Genomic DNA, 25,345 nt, shown 5'->3' on the forward strand with positions numbered 1-25,345 from the left:
GGGGTCGTTTTGACTCATTTCCCCATCGATGGGGAAATGAGTCAAAACGACCCCGTCCCCAAATGAGTCACCCGATCCCATCTGTCCTAGGCGTCCAAGAACCGCGCGTCGTGCGCATGCTTCTCGATATACTCGCGACGGTACTCGACCTGGTTGCCCATGAGCTCGCGGACGGCGCGGTCGGCGGCCATGGCGTCCTCGATGGTCACGCGCTGCAGAATGCGCGTCTTGGGATCCATCGTAGTCGATGCGAGCTGCTTGGGATCCATCTCACCCAAACCCTTGTAGCGCTGGACGGTGTAGCCGCGGCGCTTCTTCGTGACCTTGCCGGCCTCGTCGCCGTCACCCTCATCGGGGTTGAGCCCCAGGCTCTTGATGGTGTCGCGCAGGATCTCCTCTTCGGGCTGGCGGCCGTTGGGGTAGACGTAGTGAATCTTGTTGCGTACCTTCACACCGAAGATGGGCGGGCAGGCGACATACACATACCCGGCATCGATGAGCGGGCGCATGTACTTATAGAAGAACGTGAGCAACAGGATGCGGATGTGCGCGCCGTCGACGTCGGCGTCGGTCATGATGATGATTTTGTGGTAGCGCGCCTTCGTGATGTCGAAGTCACCGCCGTCGCCCGCGCCGGAGGTCACGCCGGTGCCGATCGCGGTGATGAGCGACTGGATGGTATCGGAGCTGAACGCGCGGTGGTCTCCCACGCGTTCGACGTTCAGAATCTTGCCACGCAGGGGCAGGATTGCCTGGATGTCGCGGCGGCGACCGTCCTTGGCGGAGCCGCCGGCGGAGTCACCCTCGACGATGAAGAGCTCGGTGAGCTCGGCGTCGCGCACGGAACAGTCGGCGAGCTTACCGGGGAGCGAGGCAGTCTCGAGCAGCGACTTGCGACGCGTGGCTTCGCGTGCCTTGCGGGCGGCGGTGCGCGCCTTCGATGCCTGCTGCGCCTTCTTCACAATCTCGCGGGCAGCCTTTGGATGCTCCTCGAGGTAGTCGGTGAGCCCATCCGTCACAACCTTCAGCACGAGCGTGCGCATGAAGGAGCTGCCGAGTTTGGCCTTCGTCTGACCCTCGAACTGCGGGTCGGAGAGCTTGACCGAAATGACGGCCGCGAGACCCTCACGCACGTCATCGCCCGTGAGGTTAGAATCCTTCTCCTTCAGCATGTTCTGCTTGCGGGCGTAGTCATTGATGACGCGGGTGAGCGCCGTGCGGAAGCCTTCGAGGTGCATGCCGCCCTCGGGGGTGTAGATGTCGTTCGCGAAGCTCATGACGTTCTCTGAGTACGAGGTGTTCCACTGGAGGGCCACCTCGACCTCGCCGGTCTTCTCGAGCGGCGCGTCCGGCTCGCTCTTACCCGAGAGGTAGATGGGACGCTTGAGCCCGTCGGGGATATCCTTGCCCTCATTCAGGAACTTCACGAAGTCGATGATGCCGCCCTCGTAGCAGAATTCGTCCACACGCGGCACGAGCTCGCGCTCGTCCTTGAGCACGATCTTCAGGTTCTTATTCAGAAACGCCGTCTCCTGCAGGCGATTACGCAGCGTCTCGTAGTCGAAGACCGTCGTCTCGAAGATCTCGTCGTCGGGCCAGAACGTCGTCGTCGTGCCCGTCGACTTGGCGGTACCCACCGTCTTCATCTTCTGCGTGGTGTTGCCGCGGCTGAACTGCATCTCATGAATTTTGCCGTCGCGCTTGACCTGCACGATCATCTTCTTGGAGAGTGCATTCACCACCGAGACGCCCACGCCGTGCAGACCGCCGGATACCTTGTAGGCGTTGTTATCGAACTTGCCGCCCGCATGGAGGATCGTCATGACGACCTCGAGCGTGGGGATCTTCTTCACCGGGTGCTTGTCCACGGGGATGCCACGGCCGTTGTCGACGACCGTGACCGAGTTATCGGCGTGGACCGTGACCTCGATCTTGGTGCAGAACCCGGCCATGGCCTCGTCGACGGAGTTGTCGACGATCTCCCACACCAGATGATGCAGGCCGCTTGCGCTCGTCGAACCGATGTACATGCCGGGGCGCTTGCGCACCGCTTCGAGACCCTCGAGAATCTTAATCTCGCCGCCACTATACTCCTGCTTTTTTGCCACGTTTACTCCTTTTCGCTCCCGCGCGCGACCGCGCATCGGCAAAATGCTCTAACCTTATATATGATAGCGAAATATATAGCTTCTCTAAAGTAGTTAAGAATAGCTCTACAAGGCCACCAGATTCGATTTACGCCTTGTTTTGAGCCTCACGACCCTTTTTCCACTCAACCGAAGCAGATATTGCCATTTTTAGGGATTCCCGAAGCTTTCTGTCCTCGATGGGCACGACCTTGTCCTCGATCGCGCGCGTCTCGGCTTCCGTGAGCTCTGCACGGGGCGCCGGCGTGGGCACACGGCTGCTGGGTGCGGCCACACGCTGCGCGGCCTCGCTCGCCTGGTAACCCTCACGGGACGTTCTGAACACGAACCCGTCGATCTTCGCGCCCGCTCGCTCCATGCGCGCGCGGATAATCTCGCGAAGCATCATCATCTCTTGCGTCCATACCGAACCGTCGAGATACACGAGCAGCTCGTTGGTGTCGGGCAGGAACTTCAACCCTGTCACGTGCTCCCCCTCACGGGTTCCGGCACACACGGTGTTCCACGCGTGGTACACGGCGCGCGCACGCTCCGCCTCGCCCATGCGCTCCCGCTGCTCGGGCGTGACGCCCGCGATGATGCGCGAGCGCTCAACATCGACCATGCTCGAGATCGAGGCCATTCCCTGGCGCTCGCCGCTACCCGCAGGCATGCTCCCCTTCACCGATCATCACCACCTTCGCGCGCTCGAGCGTCTCGGTATCGAAATACCCGAGATTCGTCGTCGTGATAACCGTTTGCACACCATCCTCGATCTGGGCGATGAAAGCGGCGCGGCGCGCGGCGTCGAGCTCGCTCATCACATCATCGAGCAGCAAAAGGGGCGGGCGGGACAGGATATCACGCGTCACGGCAACCTCGGCCATCTTCCATGCAAGGACGAGGCTGCGCTGCTGGCCTTGCGATGCGAAGGTGCGAGCGTCGCGTCCGGCGATCGTGAGCGTGACCTCGTCGCGATGCGGCCCTACGAGCGTGACCCCGCGGCGAAACTCCTCCTCGGCACGCTCCTCATATGCTTCCTCGAGGCGCGACCGCACGATCTCGATCGCGTGTGCGCGTTCATGCTCCTTCGATGCCACTGCCGCAATCACATCTTCTCCCCCACACTCCCAGGTAGGTGTGTAGGAGATATCCGCCTCCTCGCCACCCGCGAGCGAGGCGTAGAAGGCGCGGACATAGCCGCGGATGCGGTCGAGCAGCGCGAGCCGGTGGACGGTGAGGGCGGCGCCCGTCGCGGCAAGCGACTCATTCCATGCCCCCATGAGTTCGCGGGTCGTATATGCTTCTTTCAACAAGGCGTTGCGCTGCTCGACAGCGCGCTCGTAGGTTCCCTCGAGCTGCGCGTAGCTTTCGTTCAGCTGTACACCGAAGCCGTCGATCGCATCGCGCCTCACGCGCGCGCCGCGCTTCACCATATCGAGGTCGTCGGGGCAGAAGAGCACCGAGGGCACCACGCCGCGCATACCCGAAGCGGGGCAGCGCTTGCCGTTTCGGCTGAAGGAGCGCCTCCCCTCTTCCACGCGGCAGCCATGATCGATGACGCGACCCTCACCCTCGAGACCGAGTTTGAGCGCGCAACGATCCTGCCCTTCCAGCACCATCTCCGCAGGCGCGGGACGTCTGAACGACCTTCCCGCGGTAAGCAGCTGCAACGCCTCGACGAGGTTCGTCTTACCCACAGCGTTTCTCCCCACGAGCATGGTAAGGTGCTCGTCGAGCTCGAGCTCGAACGAAGCGAAGTTGCGATAATTCTCGACGGTGAGGCGTCGGGCAAAAATCGACATGCGCTAGACCCGCATCGGCATGATGAGGTAGAGATAGTTCACCTTGTCGTACGATTTGAACACGCCCATCTTCGAATAGCTTTGGAGCTCAAGCGTGATCTCCTTCTCCTGGTGGCCGAGTGCGCTCAGGCAGTCGTGGATGAAGCTGTTCTTGAATGCGATGGTACCGCCCTCTCCTTCGACCTCGATGTCGATCGTCTCGCTTGCGCGACCCTGATCGGCAGAGATGACGGTGAGCGTGAGGGTACCCGCATCTGCGTCGATGGTGAAACGCACGGGGATATCGGGCTTCGCAATCACTGCAACGCGCTTGAACGCCGCGGAGAACGCCTCGACGTCGATCTTGGCACGCACGACGCAGTCGGCAGGGATGAGTTGTCGAACGTTGGGGTACTCGCCTTCGAGACGACTTGCCACATAGCAGGTGTTGCCCGCTTCGAACACGATTTGCTTGCCCGAGACGCCGATGAAGATGGATGGTGCGCTCGCCATGATGGACAGCGCATCGTTCAGGGCGGGCGCGGGGATGTTCAGCTCGAAGTTACCCTCGAGCGAGGACGTCTCGACGTTGGTGTCGCACATCGCGAGGCGCATCGAGTCGGTCGCCGCGAGGGTGAGCGTGTTGTTGCCCACCGTGGTGTGCACGCCGCCGAGAATCGGGCGAACGGTATCTTTGGACGTCACGCGCCATACGCGCGCCACCATTTCGGAGAGGATCCCCACGGGGAGCTCGACGCCGGCCTCGATAGCATAGACGGGGAACTCGGGGAAGTCGCGCGGGTCGAGTGCGCTCAAGGTGAAGTTGCTCTTCTCACACGAGATGAGCGCTTGACGGTCGACCGACTCGATATGCACGGGGGCATCGGGCAAGGCCTTCGCGATGCTGGAAAGCAGCTTGCACGGCACCACGAGCTGGCCAGTCTCTTCGACATGCGCGGCGATGCGATGTCGCACCGATGTCGTGTAGTTCGAGGTCTGTAGCTCGATGAGTCCATCTTCGGCTTTGATGAGCACGCATGAAAGTATAGGAAGCGTCGAGGTTCCCGATGTGCCCTTCGACACGATGGACAGGGCATCGGATAGCGAATCTTGGCTAACGGTGAACTTCATGGCCGCTCCTTATTCTTATACCTATAGATATATATAAGACTCATCATAATAATAAGGCTGTTGATGGTGTTGAAAGCTGCTCGCACAACAGGTCAACCTATCTGTATATCTCGACACGCTCCTGTTGAGACCTCGTGCGCATAGGGGAGAGAACATGGTAGGCGTGCGATTTTCCCGTTCTGTCCCCGCGCGGTGCACAGGCTTTCCCTTCCTTTCTAACGGGTTTTCAACAGGTGCCTTCCCGCCGTCCGGCAGCACTAGGACTTCAAGATGATCTTGTTGCGCAACGCCTGGAGCTCGCGTGCGAGGGAATGGTCGTGTGCGAGTTGCTTTTCGATCTTCTTGATCGAGTAGTGGACGGTGGAGTGGTCGCGCCCGTCGAACTCCGCCCCGATCGCAACGTTGGTCATCTCGCACATGTCGTAGGCGAGGTAGATGGCGACGTGACGCGCCTGCGTGATGTTCTTCATGCGTTTCTGCCCGCAGAGATCCTCATGGCTCACGTGGTAGAACTCCTCGACCACCGCTTGCACGGTGCCGATCTGGATGCGTTTGTGAGCGCGGTCGAAGTACTCGTCTGCGATGCGGTCGATCTCGTCCGCTTCGAGCGTCTGCCCTTTCTGTTCGCGCTCGTACGATGCGCCGGCGCAGCGCTCGCAGAAGCTTTCGAGCTCTCGGATGTTTGTGCCAGACACCTCGGCCATATGGCGCAGCTGCTCGTCGGTGAGGGTGCCGCCGCCGGTGCGCAGGGCGCTCAAGATGGAACCCGACGTGTCGAGCGCAGACGCCGACCCCTGGAGCTCGGCGTCGGGGAGCACGGTGTGCTCATAGTAGCGCTTCAAGATCTCGTACTTCATCTCGAAGCCCGGCTCCGAGACAAGGCAGAGCATGCCGGCGTTGAAGCGGCTCGTGAGGCGCTCGTCCATACCGAGGTTCTTCGGCGCGCGGTCGCTCGCGATGGCGATCTTCTTGTTGTTGCGGATGAACTCGTCCACGAGCGAGAAGAAGTTCTCGATACTTTGAGTCTTGCCGATGATGTTTTGGATGTCGTCGATGATGAGCACATCGGCGTCATGGTACTCACGGAGGATTCTGCCGCCGTTCGTCTTCTGCACCCTCAGCTCGTTGATGTAATCCTCAACGTAGGTCTGCGAGTTCGCATACTTCACGCGGATACCGGGGTTGTGTTCGGAAAGGTAGTTCTCAATGGCGAGCAAGAGGTGCGTCTTGCCTAGGCCGGATTTTCCATAGATGAACAGCGATGTGTAGATGCCGGGCTCGTCCGCCATGAGAGCAAAGCGCACCGAGGATTGGTAGGCGTGCTTGTTCTCGTCGCCGTAGACGAAGTTCTCGAAGGTGAATTTCGAGTTGATTGGCACGGAAGGTCCTGCCGCGGCGCTCTCCTGCCGCGCTTTTGGCTCCACCGTCGTGGCGGGTTCGTGTTGCTGCACGCTCGCCGTAAGCTCGCGCAGGGCATCGGGCGAGATGATGTTCTTGACCTTCACTCGGTCGCGGGACTCGGTTGCGGGGGCGTCCCAATCGACTGTTGGGATACGTGGGCGCTCTTCGGGTGCGCTCCCGGTTGTCGCTCCCGCGGCGGCAGTGTGTTCCTGCGGTGCGGTGATCGCCTGCGATACGGTGATATTGAGTGCGAGGGGTGTGAAGGCGATGTCCTCGAGGTAGCGCTCCACGACGTCCCGCTGTTTTACGAGGTATGAGTAGGCGAAGCGCGTGGGCACCTCGACCGAAAGGTCGGTGTCGGTGAGCTCGAGCGCTTCGCTTTGCTTGAGAATCTGTATGAGGCGCGCGTCGCGGCCGTCTCGCTCGCAGAACGAGATGGTGTCATCTAGGATGATCTTCGCCTCGGTATCCATGTGCTACTCCTTAGTCGTCGCGCGCGATGGGCGGCGCGGGTGCTCGTTTGGGCTAGCGGGCATCGCCGCGGTGGGAGGCGACCCACGCGGCGCCCTGGTCGGTGAGGACGCGCTTCCTACCGTGCTTTTCCACCAGGCCGTAGGCGTCTAGTGTAGCAAGCACGCGCGACCATGTTGGGACGGAGCTGCCGTATGCTTCGGCAAGGTCCGACGGGCCGCCTTGGCCGGCGTCGGCGATGTAGGCGAGTGCGCATGCCGCGCGATCGTCTATATACGGTGCGGCCGTGGCGTGTGAGGTGGTTGGCTGCGGGGCGTAGGAGGTCGGCGCATCCATGGCCGCGGGCGTCCCATACGGGTTCGGCATTCCCGTGCTCGCGGGCGCCCCGTACGGCGACGGTGCGGCGGCCGCTAAGGGGGTTGCCGCACCGGGAGCCATCGAGCCCGGCGCAAGGTAGCCCTGCCAGGGGCTCCACACCGGTGCCATACCGGGGTATGAGTAGCCGACTGGGTAGGTTTGCGCGGGATATGCTCCCGAAGGGCTACTTGGGAAGGAGGGCGTCGCGGGTATGTTCTGACCCCTCATGATATGGGCATCCTCCGAGGTGAACGCCGACGCCCGTACCGCGGCTCCCCGCTTCGCATGTCCCTCGATTTCGCGCACGCGGGCAGCGTCGATACTTACGGTGACGACCGTACCGCATCCCAGGTTGTCCTCGATGGAGACGGCGCCCCCGGCGTTTTCGAGGTACTGCTGGACCATGGGAAGACCCGCTCCCGTACCACGGATATAGCGCTTCATGGAGCGATTCGCCGAGGTCACGCCGAACTCGAACGCGCGCTCCTTATCGGCGATGCCAGGACCTAAGTCTGCGAAACGAATGGTGTTGCCGCCGTCTAGGATGGAGACGATGGGTTCCGTGAAGTGGGCATGGATGAAGTTTTCCACGAGCTCGCGAATGATCATGAGCGGCAGCGCCCCGCCCTGCTCCTTCATGGCGCGATATACCGTGTTCGTGACCTCTTCGAGGTAGGTGCGTGGGTCGCTTGGCTGTATGACGAGGATGCGTGGTGTGGACAGCAGGTCGTCGTAAATTGAGATGCGAGTTGCGAAGACCGTGTTCTCCACAGCCTCCTCCGGTGCGTTCGCGTTGTCGCTCGCAGGGTGCTCACCGGTGATATGGGCGTTATCGGGTGCGGGGTCGCCGGAGTCGACGAAGGGGTAGAAATCATCTGCCATAGAGCCATCCCTGGTGCCTGTGTGTTCGTGCTGCGTTTGGTTTCAGCTATCTGCTCTGTTGATGGTACCGCAAATCACGCGTCTTGAAGCTTTCCACAAGTTTTCAAAAGATGTTGAAAACTAACGAAATCAAATGAAAAGTTATCAACACCGGTGCATAACGTGTTGAAAAGTTCGAAACGAACCTGAAAAGAAGGGTTGATACCATTTGAAAATCATGAGGCGCACGTACGGTGTGTGGTGAGTTTTCGACTATAACGCTCCTGCTTATTGACATTGCTCCCCGCAGTTCCCTACAATTTTGAAGCTCACGAGCCTTATACGATTGCTTTTAAGCAACAGGAGGATAGAAAACATGAAGCGTACGTATCAGCCGAACAAGCGTAAGCGCGCCAAGACCCATGGTTTCCGTGCCCGTATGGCAACCAAGGGTGGTCGTGCCGTTCTCGCCCGCCGTCGCGCCAAGGGTCGCAAGCGCCTCACCGTCTAGTTTCGACGCGCGTCTGTGTATGAGGACCATCAAGTCCCGGTTGGATTTTGAACGCGTATTCAAGCAAGGGCGGAGATACAACCACCCCTTGATACGTATGGTCATATGCGATGGTGAATGTGAAGGCGGCTCCGGGCGGGTCGCCTTCGCTGCACCTAAGCGGTTGGGGAATGCCGTGTTGCGCAACCGTTCTAAGCGCAAGCTTCGCGAAGCGGCACGCGCATGCGCGCTTCCCGCGGCGGGTGTCGACGTGATTCTCTTTGCAACGAAGGGGACGCGTGATGCCCGTGCCGATGAGCTCGCGGGTGCGCTCGAGACGCTCTTGAAGCGAGCAGGTCGCCATGATGGGTAGCGTGAGGAACGTTCTTCGCTTGTGCCTCATCGCACCGATTCGTGGATATCAGCGTTTTATCTCCCCGCTTCTCCCCGCGGCGTGCATCTATACGCCTACGTGCTCTCAATATGCAGTCGAAGCCATCTCGAAGCACGGTGTGGTACGCGGCAGCTGGCTCGCGCTGCGTCGCATCGTTCGCTGTAATCCGTTTCACGACGGTGGATATGATCCGGTGCCGTAAGGCTCGATATTCGGAGGAAACCTTAGATGTGGGATGCAATCGTTAACGTTCTCTTCCAGATTCTGCGGCTCATCCAGAGCTTCGCGACCGACTGGGGTCTCTCGATTATCATCTTGACGATCATCGTGCGCCTCATCTTGACGCCGCTCGTCCTGAAGTCGACGAAATCCACGGCGCGCATGCAGGTGCTCCAGCCCAAGCTCATGGAGATCCAGCAGCGCTATGCCGATGATCCCCAGCGCCAGGCCGAGGAGATGCAGAAGTTCTACGCCGAGAACAAGTTCAGCCCCCTCGGTGGCTGCCTGCCCTTGCTCATCCAGATGCCGATCCTCATCGCGCTTTTCACCCTCCTGCGTGACCTGCCCAAATATTTCGAGGGCACGAGCTTCTCGTTCTATGGGATCCTTCCCGACCTCACCGTTACCCCGGGTGCCATGTGGGTAGAGGGAATCGGGGTCGCCCTCCCCTATCTCATCTCGCTTTTGCTCTTCGCACTGCTTACCATTATCCCCACGCTCTATCAGTCGCGTAACCAGACCGGCCAGCAGGCGTCGAGCATGCGCACGATGTCTATCGTGATGTCGATCATGATGCTCTGGATGGGTTGGAACCTTCCCGCTGGTGTTCTGCTGTATTACGACGTTTCCACCATGTGGCAGGTCATTCAGCAGGTCTTCGTGACGCGTCGTGTCATGGAGAAAGCTAAGGCCGAGGAAGAGGAGCGCCTTGCTAACGCTCCCATCGAGGTCGATGTGGTGCGCAGGGAGCGCAAAGCTCGTCCTCATAAGAAGAACTAGCTGGTCGTAGCATTTATTTAGGTACCTAAATATTTAGGAGCTTATTATGAATGAAGAGCTCGTTATCGATACTGAAGTTGAAGAGATGGACGTTGATTCTACCGAGGATGCCGACCAGATCGTCGGTGCTTATCCTGAGCTTGCTCGCAAGTACAAGGCTGGTGAGGAATTGACCGATCAGGATCTCGATCAGATTGCCGATGTATCGATCACGGTGCTGCGCAATATTCTTGAGCAATTTGATGCTGAGGGTGCTCCCATCGACGAGTATGAAGGTGATGAAGGAGAATTGATCCTCGACGTCACAGCTCCCGATCTTGCCGTGCTGATTGGTCGACATGGGCGCACGCTTGAATCCCTTCAGACCATGGTATCCCTCATTGTGAGTCGCAAGCTCGGGTTCCGTTATCCGGTTGTTGTGGATATCGAAGGATATAAGAGCCGTCGTAACGAGAAGGTTGCTTCCATGGCTCGCTCTGCTGCCGCTCGTGCTGTGAAGCAACATACGACTGTGAAGCTTCCCCCTATGAGCGCCTATGAGCGTCGCCTTGTTCACATTGCACTTCGTGATAACGAGACTGTCGAAACTCATTCCGAAGGTGTTGATCCTGAGCGTCGTGTCGTCATCTCGCTGGTATAGCAATTTAACCATAATGCGATTGAGGAGGGTGCAGCAGTGCTGTACCCTTCTTTTATGACAAAACCTTATGTCTCGTGAATTCTTGTCTGAAGGGAGGAACATATGAATGTGGACGCTACTGTTATAGATGAACTTACGGAGGAGCTTCTTTCCTATTGCTCTGGATTTCACCTCGAGATTTCCAGCGATGTCGCGCAGCGTTGCATTGAGCATTTCTTCATGGTGGTTGAAGTAAATCAAACGATGAACCTTACGCGTATTACCGATGAGCACTCCGGTCTGATTCTTCATATCCTCGATTCATTGCTTCTCCTTCCCTATGTGAACGACGCTCCAGAAGGAGTGTTACTAGATATTGGAACAGGTGCTGGATATCCGGGCATCCCGCTTCTGCTTGCCACAAATCGCGCAGGCGTCCTTTTAGATTCTGTTGCTAAGAAGATCAAAGCTGTTGATACCTTCCTTTTCAGGCTTGATATTCCTTGTGTCGAGACCTCTCACGAACGTGTTGAAGTGTATGCGCGCGATCACCGTGCCTCCTGTGCTTGTGTTGTTGCTCGCGCAGTCGCTCCACTATCCGTGCTACTTGAGTATGCTGCGCCACTCTTATGTTTGGGTGGACGCCTTGTTGTTACTAAGGGAGTTCCTTCTCCTGAAGAGCTTTCTGCTGGTTTACATGCAGCAAAACTCTGTGGGTTTGAGTTCGAAGATTCCTTGCATATTGAACTGCCAGATTACCTCGGAGAGCGTACTATTCTAACGTTTATTAAAAAGCGTGAAGCGAAACTCGGTCTTCCTCGAAAAGTCGGCGTTGCGAAGAAACAACCGCTTGGATACTGAACCGCTCTACCCCGTTCATTGAATAGCTCGATGTTTCACGTGAAACATCGAGCTATTTAAGTTTCAAGCTTGTCATTATGTTTCACGTGAAACATAATGTGTACAAGGTGCTTACCTATTGGCTTAAATTGTCGATTTAGCCGTCTGCACCGAACTGTAGCTGAAACGAACAAGGGAGGTCAGATGGGTTACACCGATACTCAGCGCAAGACATCGGGATTCCCGCGCACTATCGCAATCATCAATCAAAAGGGTGGTGTTGGAAAGAGCACAACCGCAGTTAACCTGTCTGCGGCATTGGCTGAGAAGGGTATGAAAGTCCTCTTAGTGGACTTCGACCCGCAGGGAAACAGCACTAGTGGCCTCGGAATTGAAAAAGAAGAGCTTGAACAATGTGTCTACGATGCATTGATTCACGACGTTCAAGCGTCTGAGCTGATTCTTGAAACGGAAACGACAGGAGTATATGTAATTCCAGCAACCATACAGCTTGCCGGTGCAGAGATTGAACTGGTATCTGCTATGGCGCGTGAAACACGCTTGAAAGAGCTCATTAGACCAGTTGCTGAGTACTTTGATTTTATATTTATTGACTGCCCACCGTCGCTTGGGCTTCTCACAATCAATGCTCTAGCGGCAGCGGATAGCGTACTCATTCCGATTCAGTGTGAGTACTATGCTCTCGAAGGTGTTACAAAGCTCCTTGAGTCAATGAAAATGGTCAAGGAACGCATCAATAGGGATCTTGAGGTCTATGGTGTGCTCATGACGATGTATGATTCGCGTACGTCGTTGGCAAACCAGGTTGTTGAGGAAGTGCGTAACTACTTCGGTGAAGATGTCTTCCAGACACTCATTCCTCGAACTGTCAAGATTTCAGAAGCACCTTCCTTCGGTATGCCGGTTACGAGCTACGCTCCGCAGAACAAAGGAGCGGAAGCATATCTTGAGCTTGCAGATGAGGTGATCGCACGTGCCAGCCGCTAAGAAGAAGGTCGCACTCGGAAAAGGTCTCAATGCCCTTATGGGTGAGGCGCAACATGAAACCGGTCAAGCTGCTAGCGAAACCCTGATAAACATCGAAGATATTCATCCGAATCCTAACCAACCGCGCACACATTTTGACGAGAAGGAACTGCAGGAGCTTGCTGATTCAATCAGCGAGCATGGGGTTCTACAGCCGTTGCTTGTGAGGAGGGATGGCAAGGGGTATCAGATTATTGCAGGCGAGCGAAGATATCAAGCATCGAAACTTGCAGAGATCAGCAAGGTTCCGGTTATCGTAAAGGATGTTGATGAGACAGAAGTGCTCGCGCTCGCACTCATTGAGAACCTCCAACGTTCTGACTTGAATCCAATTGAAGAAGCGCGTGGGTACAAACAGCTGATCGACGCGAGTGGTATGACGCAGGATGCCTTATCCAAAGCGGTATCGAAATCGCGATCTGCAATCACAAACGCCCTGCGTCTCCTTGATCTGCCCGAACCTGTTCAGCAGATGCTCTTTGAAGGAAAGCTCACTGCAGGACACGCTCGAGCAATCCTTGCGGTTCCATATGAGGATGCGCGCATCAAGCTAGCGGAGAAGGTCGTTCAAGACGGCTTGTCGGTGCGAGCGACAGAACATCTTGCTCCGCTCTTTTCTGTCACTGAAGAGCCAAAAGCGCCGCGCCCCGTTACTCCTCAATCGTATAAGCGTGCAGCGAGAATCTTGCGTCAGGCATTCAATACGAACGTACGGGTGAAGAATACGCGTGGCAAGAACAAGATAGAGATTGAGTTCAAGGATGAGGATGAGCTTTCGAGCATCATCGAGCGGATCGTAGGTGACAAGGAATGAAGAGCACAGGATCGTTGGTACTCGGTATCGTCGTAAGTACTGCTGCCGTTGCGGTAGGTGTTGTGGTGGGTTATAGGATTGTGTCCGACCCAGAGCTTCGGTATAGGTTCAGCCGTAGCGCCCGTGATGCCTATGAAACATCGAAGAAGAAAATCGTAAACATGTCGGAAGACGTTGCGGTTCGTACTGCACAGATGACGAAGAATCCGAAGATCAACCAGGAATGGGTTGTGCATCAATGGGAAAGTGTAGGGTATTGAATGAAGTATATTAACAAGGTACCTTACTAAATTGAGGTTCAAGAACTGTTGTGCGTAGAAAGAATGCTGCGTAAAGTACGAAGGGCTCCCCGCTGGATAAAGTGGGGAGCCCTTCACGTGCTTGCCTTGTGGTTATATGTATAGGCGAGGTGCGTCTACGAGGGGAGCCGATCTTGCGCTGCTTCAGTTGTCCACACGCTGCATCGATATCGGAGCCGCGCGAGTTGCGGATGGTAGTCTCGATGCCCCGGGAAGCGAGTCGGCGCTGGAGGTCTTCGACCTTCTTCATGGGGGAGGGTTTGAAGGGGCTATCGGGGATGTCGTTGAGCTGGATGAGGTTCACGTGGCAGAGCGTGCCCTCGCAAAAGTCGCACAGAGCTTGCATTTCGGGATTCGTATCGTTCACGCCTTCGATCATAGCGAACTCATATGTCGGACGGCGGCCAGTGGTCTCTGTGTAGAATTGAAGCGCTTCATGAAGGCGGAGAAGCGTGTACTTCTTCACGCCGGGCATGAGTTGGTTGCGTGTCGACTGAATAGCAGAATGCAGCGAGACGGCGAGCGTGAACTGTTCCGGAATGCGTGCGAAGTCGCGGATGCGCGGGATGACACCGCTTGTCGAAACCGTAAGGTGACGAGCACCGATATTCAGACCGTTTTCATCATTGAGCATGCGCAGCGCTTGGATGGTAGCGTCGTAGTTCGCAAACGGTTCGCCCTGTCCCATGAACACAACGCTCGTCACGCGCTCCCCGAGATCCTGCGCAACGTGCGTCACCTGGTCGACCATCTCCTGAGCGGTCAGAGAACGCGTAAGGCCGGCAAGACCGGTCGCGCAGAAGGAGCAACCCATGGCACAGCCGGCCTGGGTAGAGATGCACACGGCGAGGCGGTTGCGCGTGGGCATGCCGACCGTCTCGACCGCGACACCGTCGGCGAACTGAAGGAGATATTTACGTGAGCCGTCACGAGAGACCTGTTTCACCGCTTCTATGGGACGTGCGATGCAGTACGCTTCGGCGAGCCGCTCTCGAAGCGTCTTCGGAATGTTCGTCATCTCATCGAAGGAGGCAGCGTTCTTATGGTGCAGCCATTCATTCACCTGTTTGGCGCGAAACGCTGGTTGTCCCAGCTCAGTGATAACCTCCTGCAGCTCGGTTGCGGTGAGTGAACGGATATCGACGAGGCCGTTCGTGCGTTCCATGGAATGCCTTTCTCAAAGATATGAACTGTCCGGACGTGCGCGTACCATTCATATATACAATAAGGGAATCGAGAATCCGACGGGTTTGGCGTCGAACAATAAAGGAGCAGACCATGACAGACATCAACCGGGGTGCCCTGCGCGTAGCGGTGCTCGAGGGCGGTATTTCCGATGAACGCGACATATCGTTCGACTCCGGCCATGCCGTTGCGAAGGCGCTGCGCGGTGTGGGCTACGAGTTTGTGGATGAGCTCGATCCTGCCGACGATGAGTTTCTCGGGGCGCTTGCGAACGGAAACTACGATGTAGCCTTCATCGCGCTCCATGGTCGCGGCGGCGAGGACGGCATGATTCAAAGCATCCTCGAGTACTTCGGCATTCCCTACACAGGTTCGGATGTCATCGCGAGCGCGTGTGCCGCGGACAAGACGGTATCCAAAGCGCTCTACGTTCGTGCTGGAATCCCCGTCGCGCGCGATATCGTGCTCCGTGACGACGATGATGTGTGCATTGCGGATATCGTCGATGTTGTGGGAGAGGAGTGCTTCGTGAAGCCCGCCGTGAATGGGTCGAGCTTCGGCGTGACGCTCGTGCATAACGAGGATGAGCTTCCCGATGCGCTCGAGCTCGTGTTCGAACACGATTCGAAAGCGCTTATCGAGGAGCGTCTTGTGGGGACGGAAATCACCGTCGGTGTGTTCGGAAGCCCTGCGCAGGCGCTGCCTATCGTGGAGATTCTGCCTCAGGAAGGTTCCGAGTTCTACGGACTCGACGTGAAGTATATCGACCCGTCGCTTGTGCACCGTATTCCTGCCAAGATTTCAAAGGAAGATTATGTGCGTGCCCAGGAGCTCGCCGTTCAGGCGCATGAGGCTCTTGGCTGCACCGGTTTCTCGCGCAGCGACTTCATCGTGTGCGACCGCGGACCGGTGATTCTCGAGACGAACACCATTCCCGGTATGACCGAGACTTCGCTCTTCCCCGATGAAGCCCGCCATGTGGGTCTCTCGCTCGGCGATGTTGCAGACGAGCTTATCCGCATCGCGCTCGCGAAGGCGGAGGGATAAGTGTCCTCAGAGCTCACTGGTTCCATGACGATGGAAGCGGCAGTGCTCCCTGGCACTCCGCGATTCGTGATAGAGCAGTACAAGACGCTTGCGGAGCGCGCGCGGGAGCGCGTGTTCGGCATCATCGAGGAAGACGTGGTCATTCTCGATACCGAGACGACCGGGCTTTCCGTTCGCGATAACGAGTTGATCGAGATTTCGGCCGCGGTGCTCACCCAGCAGGGCATCAAAGAGCGCTTTGATACCTTCGTACACCCCACGGGGCCGATTCCAGATGAGATCATCAAGCTCACAGGTATTCGGAATGCGGATGTCATCCATGCCCCCTCGGCTCGCGAGGCGGTGGCGGCACTCGCTCAGTTCGTAGCGGGCAGGCCGGTCGTCGCGCATAATGCCACCTTCGACCGGTCGTTTATCGAGGCGGTGAAGGGCGGCGTCAACGTGAGTGATATCTGGATCGACTCGCTAGCGCTCTCACGCATCGCACTGCCCCGCTTGGCTTCGCATAAGCTTTCGTCTATGGCCGAGCTCTTCGGGTGCGCGGCGGTGTCGCACCGGGCGACCGATGACGTGGACGCGCTTGCCGGTATGTGGCGCATCCTACTCACCGCGCTCACCGATTTCCCAGCCGGCTTGCTTCGCCTCCTTGCGGATACCCATCCCGACGTCGCCTGGTCGTACCGGCCGGTATTCTCGTTCCTTGCGCAGAACATGACCGACGAGCCGTTCTCGCTGCGGGCGGCGCGAGCGCGCGTGCTCGAGAACGAGCCGGGGGAGGAACGCTTCGACGCCGATGAGCTGTTCGCGCTTGCCATGCCAAGCGACCAAGCCATCGAGGCATGCTATGAGCCTGGTGGCGTCGTGGCGAAGATGTACGAGACATTCGAGCCGCGCGCGGAACAGGTTGAGATGTCCTGCGAGGTGCGCGATGCCATCGCGAGCAGCACCAACCGCGTCATCGAGGCCGGAACGGGCGTGGGAAAGTCCGTCGCCTACCTGGTTCCCCTCGTTGCGGCGGCGAAGGAGAACAACATCACGGTAGGTGTCGCGACGAAGTCGAACAACCTCGCCGACCAGCTCATGTACCACGAACTGCCCAAGTTGAGTGACGCGGTCGAGGGAGGCATCTCGTACTGCGCGCTCAAAGGGTTCGACCATTATCCCTGTCTGCGCAAGCTCGAGCGGCTCGCCCGCAGCACGGCGGAGATTAAGACCGACCGCGATCCGGCGGACACGTTGACGGCGATCGCGGTGATCTACGCTTTCGCGTGTCAGAGTCCGAGCGGAGACCTCGATGCGCTGGGGATTCGCTGGAAGAGTGTGAATCGGCAAGACCTTACCACGGGTTCGCGCGAGTGTGCCCGCAGGCTCTGTCCCTTCTTTCCCGATGCCTGCCTTGTGCACGGTGCCCGGCGTCGTGCGGCACGCTCGGATGTGGTCGTGACCAACCATTCGCTGCTCTTTAGAAACGTTGCGGCGGAAGGGAAGATCTTGCCGCCCATCCGCCATTGGGTCGTCGACGAGGCTCATTCTGTGGAGCGTGAGGCGCGCCGACAATGGGCCATCACGGTCTCTGCAGACGACTCGCGTTCCGTGTTCGAACGCCTGGGGGGCGAGGGTGCGGGAACGCTCGGAACCATCGGCAGGGAGTTCTCGCATCACGAGGCAGCGACCCTGTATATGGGGCTCTGCGCACGGGCGGTTGCGTGCGCGACAAGCGCTTCACGCTCCATGGCCGATCTGTTCGATACGGTACGCGAGCTTTCTAAGACCGCGCGCGGCGGCGGATACGACCAGGTGAACCTATGGATTGGGGACGAACTGCGCGAAAGCGAGGGCTGGTCTGCGTTCCTGCCCACGGCGTTCGGTGCCGTCGATGCACTCGAGGAGGCGGAGAAGGCGCTCCGTGCGCTCGCAGACGCACTCGCGCAAGATGCGCCCGAGCGCGCCGCCGATGTCTCCGAGCACGCGCGACGAATCGCCGATCTGAAGGACGGCCTTGCCCTTATCGTTCGCGGTGAGGACAAACGATACGTCTATTCCTTGCAAGTGAACCGTCGGCTGCGCGCAGGCGGGGAAGCGCTCACCGCGGAGCGGCTCGATATCGGCGAGGCGCTTGCCGAACAATGGCTCCCCGAGCTCCACACGGCGATCTTCACTTCGGCGACGCTTTCGGTATCGGGCGACTTCAAGCACTTCGAGCACGCGGTCGGCCTCGATCGGCTGCCGAGTGGTTCCTCGAAGTCGCTTCACCTCGATTCGAGCTACGATTTCGACGCGAACATGTCGATCGTGGTCGCTTCCGACTTGCCCGATCCCCGGAACCGCGACGCCTACATCGACGCGCTCGAAGATTTGCTCGTCGACGTCCATGTCGCCATGGAGGGCTCGGTGCTCACGCTCTTCACCAACCGTCGCGACATGGAGGAGCTGTTCGAGCGCGTGAAGCCGCGTCTCGCCGCTGCGGGGCTTGAGCTCGCCTGCCAACTGCGCATGAGTTCGGCGCGGCGTTTGCGCGACCATTTCGTGGCCGAGCGCTCGTCGTCGCTCTTCGCCCTGAAGGCGTTCTGGGAGGGGTTCGATGCATCGGGGGAGACGCTTCGCTGCGTTATCATCCCCAAGCTTCCGTTTGCGAGCCCCACAGATCCGCTAGCATGCGAGCGTGCCCACCGTGAGGATCGCGCATGGGCTCGCTACGCGCTCCCCGATGCCGTGCTCGAGGTCAAGCAGGCGGCGGGCAGGCTCATCCGCTCGTCGACGGATACCGGCGTGCTCGTGCTGGCAGACTCGCGGCTCGTGACCAAGGGGTACGGGAAGAAGTTCCTCTCGTCGCTGCCGACGGCGATGTATCAGCGGATCGACGCCAAGCAGGTTGGTCGTTACCTCGAACTCTGGCGCCGCTCCCACGAATAGGGGCGTCTTGCGGCGCTTAGGCCTGCGGTGTGTCGATGGTTTCGGCGAGGAGGTTTCGGGCGTACCTCACAAAGGCGCAGACGAAGCCGCCCGGCGAGATGATCTTCATATCGCCCGCCGCGGCGAGCACCTCGTCGAAGAGCCAGTGTTCCGAGGTGACGTGAACGCTCAGACATACCCGATCTGGGTCTTCGGGCGCTGCGGATACCGAGGCGATACCCGCCCAGGTGAGCTGTATCGCCCGCGCGTGTGAGCACTCGACGGTGACGAGGGTGCCGCTGGAGCTCAAGCTCGCAGTGAGCGATCGCTCACTCCACACGTGGCGCGTGACGGAATCTTCGGTGAATTCGACGCTCGAGACGCGGTCGAGCCGATACCGGCGTTCTTCGTCCTTTTCAACATTCCAAGCGATGAGGTATGCGGCGGCGTCTTCGGTGTCGATACGGGCGGGGTCGATGAGGCGCGGCGCGGCGGCGGCATCGTCGTGTGCCCGGTACCAGACCCGGCAGCGCACACCGTCTTCGATTGCTTCGGAGAGGCGCTGGTAGCACGTACCGTAGGAGGTTGTGCTCGCGATGAGCGTCTGCGAGCTGCCAAATGCATCCTGCTTGCTCAGCAGGGAGCTCGTGAGCCGCTCGGATGCGTCGCGATCGATATTGAGCGCTCCCAAAACATGGGACAGCGCGATGCCTTCTTCCAGGCTCAGGCGGAGCGGTTGGAGCGCGCCGGCGGTGCCGGTGAGGGAGACGGCGTCTTCTGTGCAGGTGACGATTGCGCGGGCACCGGTCTCGCGGTCCGCGAGCGTCGACAAGAGCTCGCAATAGCTTTCGAGCTCAGGAGTCGTACAAGAGAGCAAATCGCATGCGTACGCACGCTCGATGGCGTGCTCGGGGGAGGCGGTGAGCGCTTCGAGGAGTCGAAGGGCTGCGCGCACGCGGTCATCGTGCTTCATGGGTTTCGACCGCCTCTCTGATCTTAGCCTCCCAAGCGTCGATGAGTGCCTGCGGTGCGCACGGCCTCATGCCATCCCGCGCGTGTTCGAGTGCAAACGCCGCCGCCGCATCGAGGTTGCGCACACGGACCGTCCACCGCAGGGATCCGTCGGGAGCGGGGGACACGGCGCCCCTGCCGTGTGTGAGAGCGTGCGCGTCGCTTTCGGCCGGGAACGAGAAAGTGGCGTCGACCCCCTCCTCGCCGCCGAAGTCGAACGGCATGAAGAGGAACTCGTGAATATCGAAGTCATCGGGTATGCGGTAGGATGCGCCGGGGCGCAGGGCTTGCTCCATGCGATCGGTGCGGAAGGTGCGCAGCGCATGTGAGGCGTCGTCGAGGCCGACGATGTAGGTCGCCCCCTCATGGGTGAAGATGCCGAAAATCTGCACGGAGCGGCGCGAGGTCTCTCCGCGTGCGTTGGTGTAGGAGAAACTGAGCGTGCGGTGCAGGGAAAACGCGAGCCAGATGGTATCCAGCATGGCCTGATGCGCGCTCGCGGGTGCAGCCGCCGCAGGGGGTTCCTGAGGACTTCGTGCAACCTCCGCCACCTTCGTGCGGACGCGCATGAGAGGGGTTCTCAGGGGGCTCGTTTTACCGGAGAGGTACTCGTCGATGGCTTCGGCGAGAAGCGCCGCATCGTCAGGTGTGATGATGCCGCCTGCGGCAAAGGTGTTCTCGCGATCGAGCACCCACAGCGCCGCCTCGTTTTCCGCGCCGAGCTCAACAGGTGCAGGGATGATCTCAATACCCTGTTCGGAGAGTTTCTTCCTATCGCGGTTGAACTTCCTGACCTCGGATTCGCGATTCGTCGACCCGTAGCCCAGATCGGAGTCGCTCACGATCTCGTCCGTCGAGATCGGCCTGGTCGAGGTATTGAAGATAAAGGCGAGGTTGAGGAGGCGCTGTGCCACCGCATCGTCTGCGATCCGGTCGCGTGCATCTTTTGCCGACATGCCCTCACCTCCCTGGTTTTCCCATTCTACACGAGCGCCACGTGTCGTCTTATGGAGATAGAAAGGTGCAATTCGTATGCGTGATGCAGATAACCTGCGGCAACGCGACAGAAATAGTGCAAGAGCGGTATACTTTGCAAGATGGAGACATCACCCATGCGTCCGCGAGCGGACACCGCACGACGAACAGGGATAGGATAACCCGATGGCTACTACCCGGAAATACCTTGGACACCTGCTGCAGAATACGGGCATAACGCCGGCGTGCAGCGAGGAGGAACGCGTCGCCGCCGAGGATATCGCGGCGATCTTCACCGCCCACGGGTTCGAACCCGAGGTACAGGAATTCAACGCGTCGCCTACCCCGCGCGTCATGCGCGCCGCGCTGGGCATCGGACTCTTCTTGGGCTCGGTGCTTATGGGAATCGGCGGCGCGGTCGGCATCATCGGCGCGCTCGTCGCCATTGCCATGGCGGTGCTTTACGTGCTCGAGCGCATGGGGAAGATCGCGCTTCCCAGCGCCGGCGGCGCGGGTGTTTCGCAAAATGTGATCGCCTACCACAAGGCCGAGGGGCCCCTCGCTTCGCCGCGCAACCGCCCGGTGGTCGTGGTGGCTCACTACGATTCGCCGCGCGCGGATCTGTTCGCGGGCATGCCGTATGCCACCTACCGTCCGATCATCTCGAAGCTCATGCCCTACATGATGCTCGTTCCCGCCGTCATTGCCGTGCTGCGCCTGTTCCCGTTCCCGCCTGCGGCGAAGATCGTGCTGTGGATTCTTGCGATCGCTGCGGCGCTCGTTCCGCTGGCGTACGCGGTCGGCGTGATCGCGAACCGCTACGTTCTGCCCTACACCTCGGGTTCCGTCTGCAACAAGTCGTCGGTCGCCGCGATGCTTGGCGTCATGGACGCCGTCGCCCCATATGCCGGAAATGACGAGTTCCCGCAGGACGTTCCTTTTGACGAATACTTTTCCGAGCAAGTTCGCATAGCGGAAGAGGAAGAGCTTGCCGCCGCAATCGCTGCGGGAGACCTTCCCGAGGATGCCGCCGCGACGGATGAGGGTGAAGCTGCCTCCGAGCCCGGCGATGAGGAGGATGCGCTCCAAGGGACGGCCTCGATGTCGATCGACGTCGACGAGGCGTCTGTAGACCTCGGAGCGACCGCTGCGATCTCCATGGAACCGGTGATCGCCGCTGCTGCCGCAGAGATCGATGCCGACATCCATGAGGAAGAGGACGCCTCCGAAGCACCAGCCGACGATCTTTCGGAGGCTGGCGAAGACGACGCTCCCGAAGAGGACGTTGCTGGCGCGGACGATGAGCCCGAGCTCGTGAACGCGTTCGGCAACTATCGCTTCGGTGAGGACGCGATTCGCGCGATTGGCATGGTGCCGGAGTCGTGTGTCATCGTGTACGAAGACGACGAGCCCGAGGCCGATGAAGAGACGCCCGCTCCGACGGAGGATTCTGAAGACGCCGAGGAGGCCATCGAGCAAGTCGATGCCGCACCGTTCGATTATGGTCAGGAGTCCGGTAAAGATTCCGGTGAGGCCTTTGATGAGGGCGACGCCTACGAAGAGGAGCCCGAAGACGAAGGCGGGTTTTTCCCGCCTGCGGGTCAGGCGGGCATCGCCGGTGCGTTGTCTGCGGTCGGTTCTGGCGCGGCGCGGCTCTTCAACGGCATGAAGCGTCGCGGCAAGGGCGTCCTCGAATCGCTTGGCACCCATGAGCACGAGGACGCAGAGGAAGAGCAGCTAGACGAGCTCGCGAGCGACGAGACCGACGTCCCCGTTGCATCTGAGGACGCTTCTTTGTCGAAGGCGATGGATTCTGTGCCCGTCGACACGCTAGACGAGACTGCCGCGGTTGAGGAGGGGGCCGAGCCTGCTCTGGGCGAGACACGTGCCTTCGAGGTTCCCGAGGTGGTGGCGACAGAACCTGCCGGCGCGCAGGAAATCGCTACCCCCGAGCCGGCGGCCACCTCGGCGTCCATCCCGGATGCTGTTCCGGCGCAGCCGGTGGAGACGGTCGATTCTCTCATGGCGCAGATCGCGACGCCTCGCCCACAGATCCCTCGCGTGCCCCAGCGTACGTTCAACACCGTACCCGATCCCTCGGTTCCTTCGATCAGCCAGGTCAACGCATCGAGCCGCGCCTCGCTGTTCGACCTTCCCGACCCGTCTTCCGCGGTCGTCGACCCGTTCTCTGCGGTGTCGTCCGTTCCGGATGAGGTCGAGGTAGCCGAGCCGGTGCCGTCGGTGCCGGCGATGGAACCGTCCGTGCCGCAGTCCGCTCCGAGCGGGTTCAGCGTCATTGGACCGAACGATATCGTGGAGCCGGCGGCCTACGACGCCCCTGCACCGGCACCCGGCGTGTTCGAGACGATTAGCGCCGATGCTCCGATCGGTGCCGTCCCGGCAGCGCCTGAGCGCCGTCGCGGTTTCGGCAAGTTGTTCGGCAAGAAGAAGCGCCAGGAAGAGAGCATGAGCGACTGGTTGGGAGTCGATGAGGGCTTCGACGCCAAGCTTTCCGGCCGCGATATCGGCGCGTGGGATAACTTCGAAGGCGATGACTGGAAGGGTGGCGCCGCAGGCGCTGATGGCGTCTCCGTCGATGAGCTTCGCGATGCCGTCACCTCGATGGGCGACGACGAGCTGCTTGGACACGACATCTGGTTCGTGGCAACGGGCGCGTCTGAGTTCGACAACGCTGGTATCCGAGCGTTCCTCGACACGCATCGCGATAAGCTTCGCGGCGTGTTCCTCATCAACCTTGAGAGCATCGGCGCGGGTGAACCCTGCATGCTTTCCCTCGAGGGCGAGCGGCGCGTGCTCAAGGGCGACAAGCGCATCATGAACCTCGTGCGTCGCGTATCCGGCGCGCTGCACGAGGAGTTCGGCGAGATCGAGGCACCCTATCTTGCCACCGACGCCTATCGCGCTATGGAGCGGAGCTTGCGCTCGCTCACGATCGCCGGCGTCGAGGATGGCCGTATCGCGTGCTCCCATACGGTAGACGATCTTCCGTATCGGGTGAATGACAAGAACGTGAACATGGTCGCGGATGTCGTGACCGAAGTGATTCGCCGCTCGTAGGATACCGGGCACTCCGCCGAGGTCTGTAGACTCGGCGGAGTGCGGTACCGGGGCGCAGGTAAACACCGGAGGGTTCCGTGGGAGAGTTCATCGCGTTTGTAAAGCGGCACTGGAAGGCATATCTTGTGGGGGCGATCGTAGCGCTCACGATCGGTTTCGCCGCTGCATATTTCGTGTATTCCGTCGGAACAACGAAGGGTTCCGAAGCGCAGGCAGCCGTCAGGGTTCTGTAAACTCGCTTCTGTGCGCACCTTCTTCTTCGCCCGCAACGAAGACCACGATGGTTCTCGTGGAGCTTCTGCCGTTCGCTTCCGCGCAGGTGACGAGGGTGAGGGCGCGCTCTGCGTCCTCGACGAGCACCTCCCATTCTGAGCTCCGTGCCGAAGCCGCTTCGGCGAGCTCGGCGAGCCAAGCGCGGAACGCGTCATCGCTATCCCAGGAAAAGCGCTGGATGGGCGCGAAGTACGCGTCAACACGCACAGCGCAGAGCGGATGGAGCCGTTCCGCCTCCGCTCCCGGCATCTCCCAAACGGCATCCCCCAGCTCATCGAAGCGATATTGTTCGTAGCTGTTCCAGAGCGGTGTGAACATCTGGTTCGTCCATCCGACGCGATGACCGAAGACCATGATGTGGCGGCTGCCGGGAAGGGAACGGCGGTCCATGAATGGGCAACCGAGGCTGTTTCGTTCACCCCACAGGTCGTGCGTGAGGTAATAATCATCAGGTGCAGTGTCCTCAAGAGTTGCCACCGGAAGATCGATCCCGGTTCCGTCTACGCGCAGCCATGCCGCGGGGAGATGCCCATCAACGCCCGTTCTGTTTTCGGGTGCGGGGTCGTCGCGCGCGAGTGCAAGCTGTGCATACTCCCACACGCTCCAGTCTTGGCTCGCGGTAATCGAAGCGGCGCTTCCAATGCAGAGCAGCGCCAGGGCAAGTGTCGTCAGGCGTGCGGGGACGGGCGCGCGCGAATCCGTCCCCGCGGTGCGTACCGTCACGAGCAGCCTCCCTTCCCAAGACGCAGCCAGACGAACAAGAGGATGATGGCGGTAGAGATAAGCGGCGGCGCGACCATCGCTACGCCTGTTTGCGCAAGCTTCTCTGCGAGGGTGCGAGGCAGCTGCGCGACGGCATCGCTGTCATGGTCTTCAAGTTGGCCGGTCGTGGTGCGCGTGCCGCCATTGCGATAGAGGTCGATGCGTGCGGCGTTGGTGAGTTCAGCGTCTCCTGTGTAGGCCTTTGTGACCTTCATGTGCAGCACGAGCGGTGCGTACTCGACGCCTTCGGTGAGTTCTTCGCCTGCGTGCATGGCGGTAATGTTCTCGAGGTCGTCGTGCTCGTCGTAGAGGTCATCGCGATCCCAACTATCCAAACGGCTGGCAAAGCCGGCGTTAACGCATCCGTATTCAAGGCGGATGGCAACCACCCGCTCCCCGGCAGAGAGCTCGAGGTCTTGTACAGAGAGCTCGGTTGCCGTAGTGGAATCTATTCCTTCCGCCCAGAGGTGCCAGCCGGGGTAGTCGACC

General features: G+C 59.7%; 22 protein-coding genes and 1 pseudogene. 12 read left to right on the forward strand and 11 right to left on the reverse strand.

The features are described 5' to 3' along the window. Positions 1 to 86: 86 nt before the first annotated feature. From gyrB to QZ079_RS01810, 6 genes are all read right to left on the reverse strand, one after another. Positions 87 to 2,108, reverse strand: coding sequence for a DNA topoisomerase (ATP-hydrolyzing) subunit B (gene gyrB, locus QZ079_RS01785; protein WP_297034313.1), 2,022 nt, complete (start codon positions 2,106 to 2,108; stop codon positions 87 to 89). 127 nt (positions 2,109 to 2,235) lie between these two features. Then, positions 2,236 to 2,799, reverse strand: a complete 564-nt coding sequence (locus QZ079_RS01790; RefSeq protein WP_297034316.1) for a DUF721 domain-containing protein — start codon at positions 2,797 to 2,799, stop codon at positions 2,236 to 2,238. Next, entirely contained in the window at positions 2,786 to 3,931 is a 1,146-nt protein-coding gene (gene recF / locus QZ079_RS01795) for a DNA replication/repair protein RecF (RefSeq protein ID WP_297034319.1), read from the reverse strand. The genes QZ079_RS01790 and recF overlap by 14 nt, the downstream gene beginning before the upstream one ends. Before the next feature lie 3 nt (positions 3,932 to 3,934). Then, positions 3,935 to 5,041: a DNA polymerase III subunit beta gene (gene dnaN, locus QZ079_RS01800; protein WP_297034322.1), complete on the reverse strand. Its 1,107-nt coding sequence runs from the start codon at positions 5,039 to 5,041 to the stop codon at positions 3,935 to 3,937. A 257-nt stretch (positions 5,042 to 5,298) separates the two neighbouring features. After that, positions 5,299 to 6,915: a DnaA ATPase domain-containing protein gene (locus QZ079_RS01805; RefSeq protein ID WP_297034324.1), complete on the reverse strand. Its 1,617-nt coding sequence runs from the start codon at positions 6,913 to 6,915 to the stop codon at positions 5,299 to 5,301. A gap of 52 nt (positions 6,916 to 6,967) precedes the next feature. Then, positions 6,968 to 8,152, reverse strand: a complete 1,185-nt coding sequence (locus tag QZ079_RS01810; protein ID WP_297034329.1) for an ATP-binding protein — start codon at positions 8,150 to 8,152, stop codon at positions 6,968 to 6,970. Between the two features lie 355 nt (positions 8,153 to 8,507). Here QZ079_RS01810 and rpmH point away from each other — a divergent pair, with 355 nt between their 5' ends. The 9 genes from rpmH to QZ079_RS01855 all read left to right on the forward strand — a co-directional run bounded on the left by rpmH (position 8,508) and on the right by QZ079_RS01855 (position 13,594). Further along, positions 8,508 to 8,642 (forward strand): 50S ribosomal protein L34, encoded by a 135-nt coding sequence (gene rpmH, locus QZ079_RS01815; protein ID WP_019127408.1) that lies wholly within the window; start codon positions 8,508 to 8,510, stop codon positions 8,640 to 8,642. A gap of 19 nt (positions 8,643 to 8,661) precedes the next feature. Next, positions 8,662 to 8,994, forward strand: coding sequence for a ribonuclease P protein component (rnpA, locus tag QZ079_RS01820; RefSeq protein WP_291290068.1), 333 nt, complete (start codon positions 8,662 to 8,664; stop codon positions 8,992 to 8,994). After that, on the forward strand, positions 8,987 to 9,217 hold the full coding sequence (yidD, locus tag QZ079_RS01825) for a membrane protein insertion efficiency factor YidD (RefSeq protein ID WP_366512183.1): 231 nt from the start codon (positions 8,987 to 8,989) through the stop codon (positions 9,215 to 9,217). The genes rnpA and yidD overlap by 8 nt, the downstream gene beginning before the upstream one ends. A gap of 26 nt (positions 9,218 to 9,243) precedes the next feature. Beyond that, positions 9,244 to 10,014, forward strand: a complete 771-nt coding sequence (locus tag QZ079_RS01830) for a YidC/Oxa1 family membrane protein insertase (protein ID WP_297034339.1) — start codon at positions 9,244 to 9,246, stop codon at positions 10,012 to 10,014. A gap of 46 nt (positions 10,015 to 10,060) precedes the next feature. Next, positions 10,061 to 10,654 carry a R3H domain-containing nucleic acid-binding protein gene (locus tag QZ079_RS01835; protein WP_297034341.1) on the forward strand — a complete coding sequence of 198 codons (594 nt, stop codon included), beginning with the start codon at positions 10,061 to 10,063 and terminating at the stop codon, positions 10,652 to 10,654. A 102-nt stretch (positions 10,655 to 10,756) separates the two neighbouring features. Continuing rightward, positions 10,757 to 11,494, forward strand: coding sequence for a 16S rRNA (guanine(527)-N(7))-methyltransferase RsmG (gene rsmG / locus QZ079_RS01840; RefSeq protein WP_297034344.1), 738 nt, complete (start codon positions 10,757 to 10,759; stop codon positions 11,492 to 11,494). Between the two features lie 183 nt (positions 11,495 to 11,677). After that, the gene (locus QZ079_RS01845; RefSeq protein WP_297034347.1) at positions 11,678 to 12,481 is read left to right on the forward strand and encodes a ParA family protein; all 804 of its coding nucleotides are present in this window, start codon (positions 11,678 to 11,680) and stop codon (positions 12,479 to 12,481) included. A 37-nt stretch (positions 12,482 to 12,518) separates the two neighbouring features. Beyond that, positions 12,519 to 13,334, forward strand: a complete 816-nt coding sequence (locus QZ079_RS01850; protein WP_297034371.1) for a ParB/RepB/Spo0J family partition protein — start codon at positions 12,519 to 12,521, stop codon at positions 13,332 to 13,334. Further along, positions 13,331 to 13,594, forward strand: a complete 264-nt coding sequence (locus QZ079_RS01855; RefSeq protein ID WP_297034350.1) for a hypothetical protein — start codon at positions 13,331 to 13,333, stop codon at positions 13,592 to 13,594. Before QZ079_RS01850 ends, QZ079_RS01855 begins: the two co-directional genes overlap by 4 nt. Positions 13,595 to 13,604: 10 nt before the next feature. Here QZ079_RS01855 and rlmN read toward each other — a convergent pair whose 3' ends face one another. Then, positions 13,605 to 14,798 (reverse strand): 23S rRNA (adenine(2503)-C(2))-methyltransferase RlmN, encoded by a 1,194-nt coding sequence (gene rlmN, locus QZ079_RS01860; protein WP_297034352.1) that lies wholly within the window; start codon positions 14,796 to 14,798, stop codon positions 13,605 to 13,607. Positions 14,799 to 14,911: 113 nt separating this feature from the next. On the opposite strand from rlmN, the gene QZ079_RS01865 reads away from it, so the two are divergent. Both QZ079_RS01865 and QZ079_RS01870 read left to right on the forward strand, forming a co-directional pair. Then, positions 14,912 to 15,865 carry a D-alanine--D-alanine ligase gene (locus tag QZ079_RS01865; RefSeq protein WP_297034357.1) on the forward strand — a complete coding sequence of 318 codons (954 nt, stop codon included), beginning with the start codon at positions 14,912 to 14,914 and terminating at the stop codon, positions 15,863 to 15,865. A gap of 24 nt (positions 15,866 to 15,889) precedes the next feature. Then, positions 15,890 to 18,778: a helicase C-terminal domain-containing protein gene (locus tag QZ079_RS01870; RefSeq protein ID WP_297034375.1), complete on the forward strand. Its 2,889-nt coding sequence runs from the start codon at positions 15,890 to 15,892 to the stop codon at positions 18,776 to 18,778. Positions 18,779 to 18,794: 16 nt separating this feature from the next. Here the strand turns inward: QZ079_RS01870 and QZ079_RS01875 are convergent, their stop codons facing one another. Beyond that, a complete protein-coding gene (locus QZ079_RS01875; RefSeq protein WP_297034360.1) occupies positions 18,795 to 19,730 on the reverse strand; it encodes a WYL domain-containing protein in 936 nt (311 codons plus the stop codon). Then, positions 19,717 to 20,724, reverse strand: coding sequence for a YafY family protein (locus QZ079_RS01880; RefSeq protein WP_291290058.1), 1,008 nt, complete (start codon positions 20,722 to 20,724; stop codon positions 19,717 to 19,719). Before QZ079_RS01880 ends, QZ079_RS01875 begins: the two co-directional genes overlap by 14 nt. Before the next feature lie 205 nt (positions 20,725 to 20,929). Here QZ079_RS01880 and QZ079_RS01885 point away from each other — a divergent pair, with 205 nt between their 5' ends. Beyond that, entirely contained in the window at positions 20,930 to 23,821 is a 2,892-nt protein-coding gene (locus tag QZ079_RS01885; RefSeq protein ID WP_297034365.1) for a M28 family peptidase, read from the forward strand. A gap of 219 nt (positions 23,822 to 24,040) precedes the next feature. On the opposite strand, the gene QZ079_RS01890 is transcribed toward QZ079_RS01885, so the two are convergent. Together QZ079_RS01890 and QZ079_RS01895 are read right to left on the reverse strand one after the other, a co-directional pair. Continuing rightward, positions 24,041 to 24,817 carry a class B sortase gene (locus QZ079_RS01890; RefSeq protein ID WP_297034368.1) on the reverse strand — a complete coding sequence of 259 codons (777 nt, stop codon included), beginning with the start codon at positions 24,815 to 24,817 and terminating at the stop codon, positions 24,041 to 24,043. Next, positions 24,814 to 25,345: pseudogene (locus QZ079_RS01895) on the reverse strand (hypothetical protein); the annotation flags it as partial. The gene QZ079_RS01890 and the pseudogene QZ079_RS01895, both read right to left, overlap by 4 nt.

It is taken from the genome of uncultured Enorma sp. (assembly GCA_905210055.1).
In the GTDB taxonomy this organism is placed as follows: domain Bacteria; phylum Actinomycetota; class Coriobacteriia; order Coriobacteriales; family Coriobacteriaceae; genus Enorma.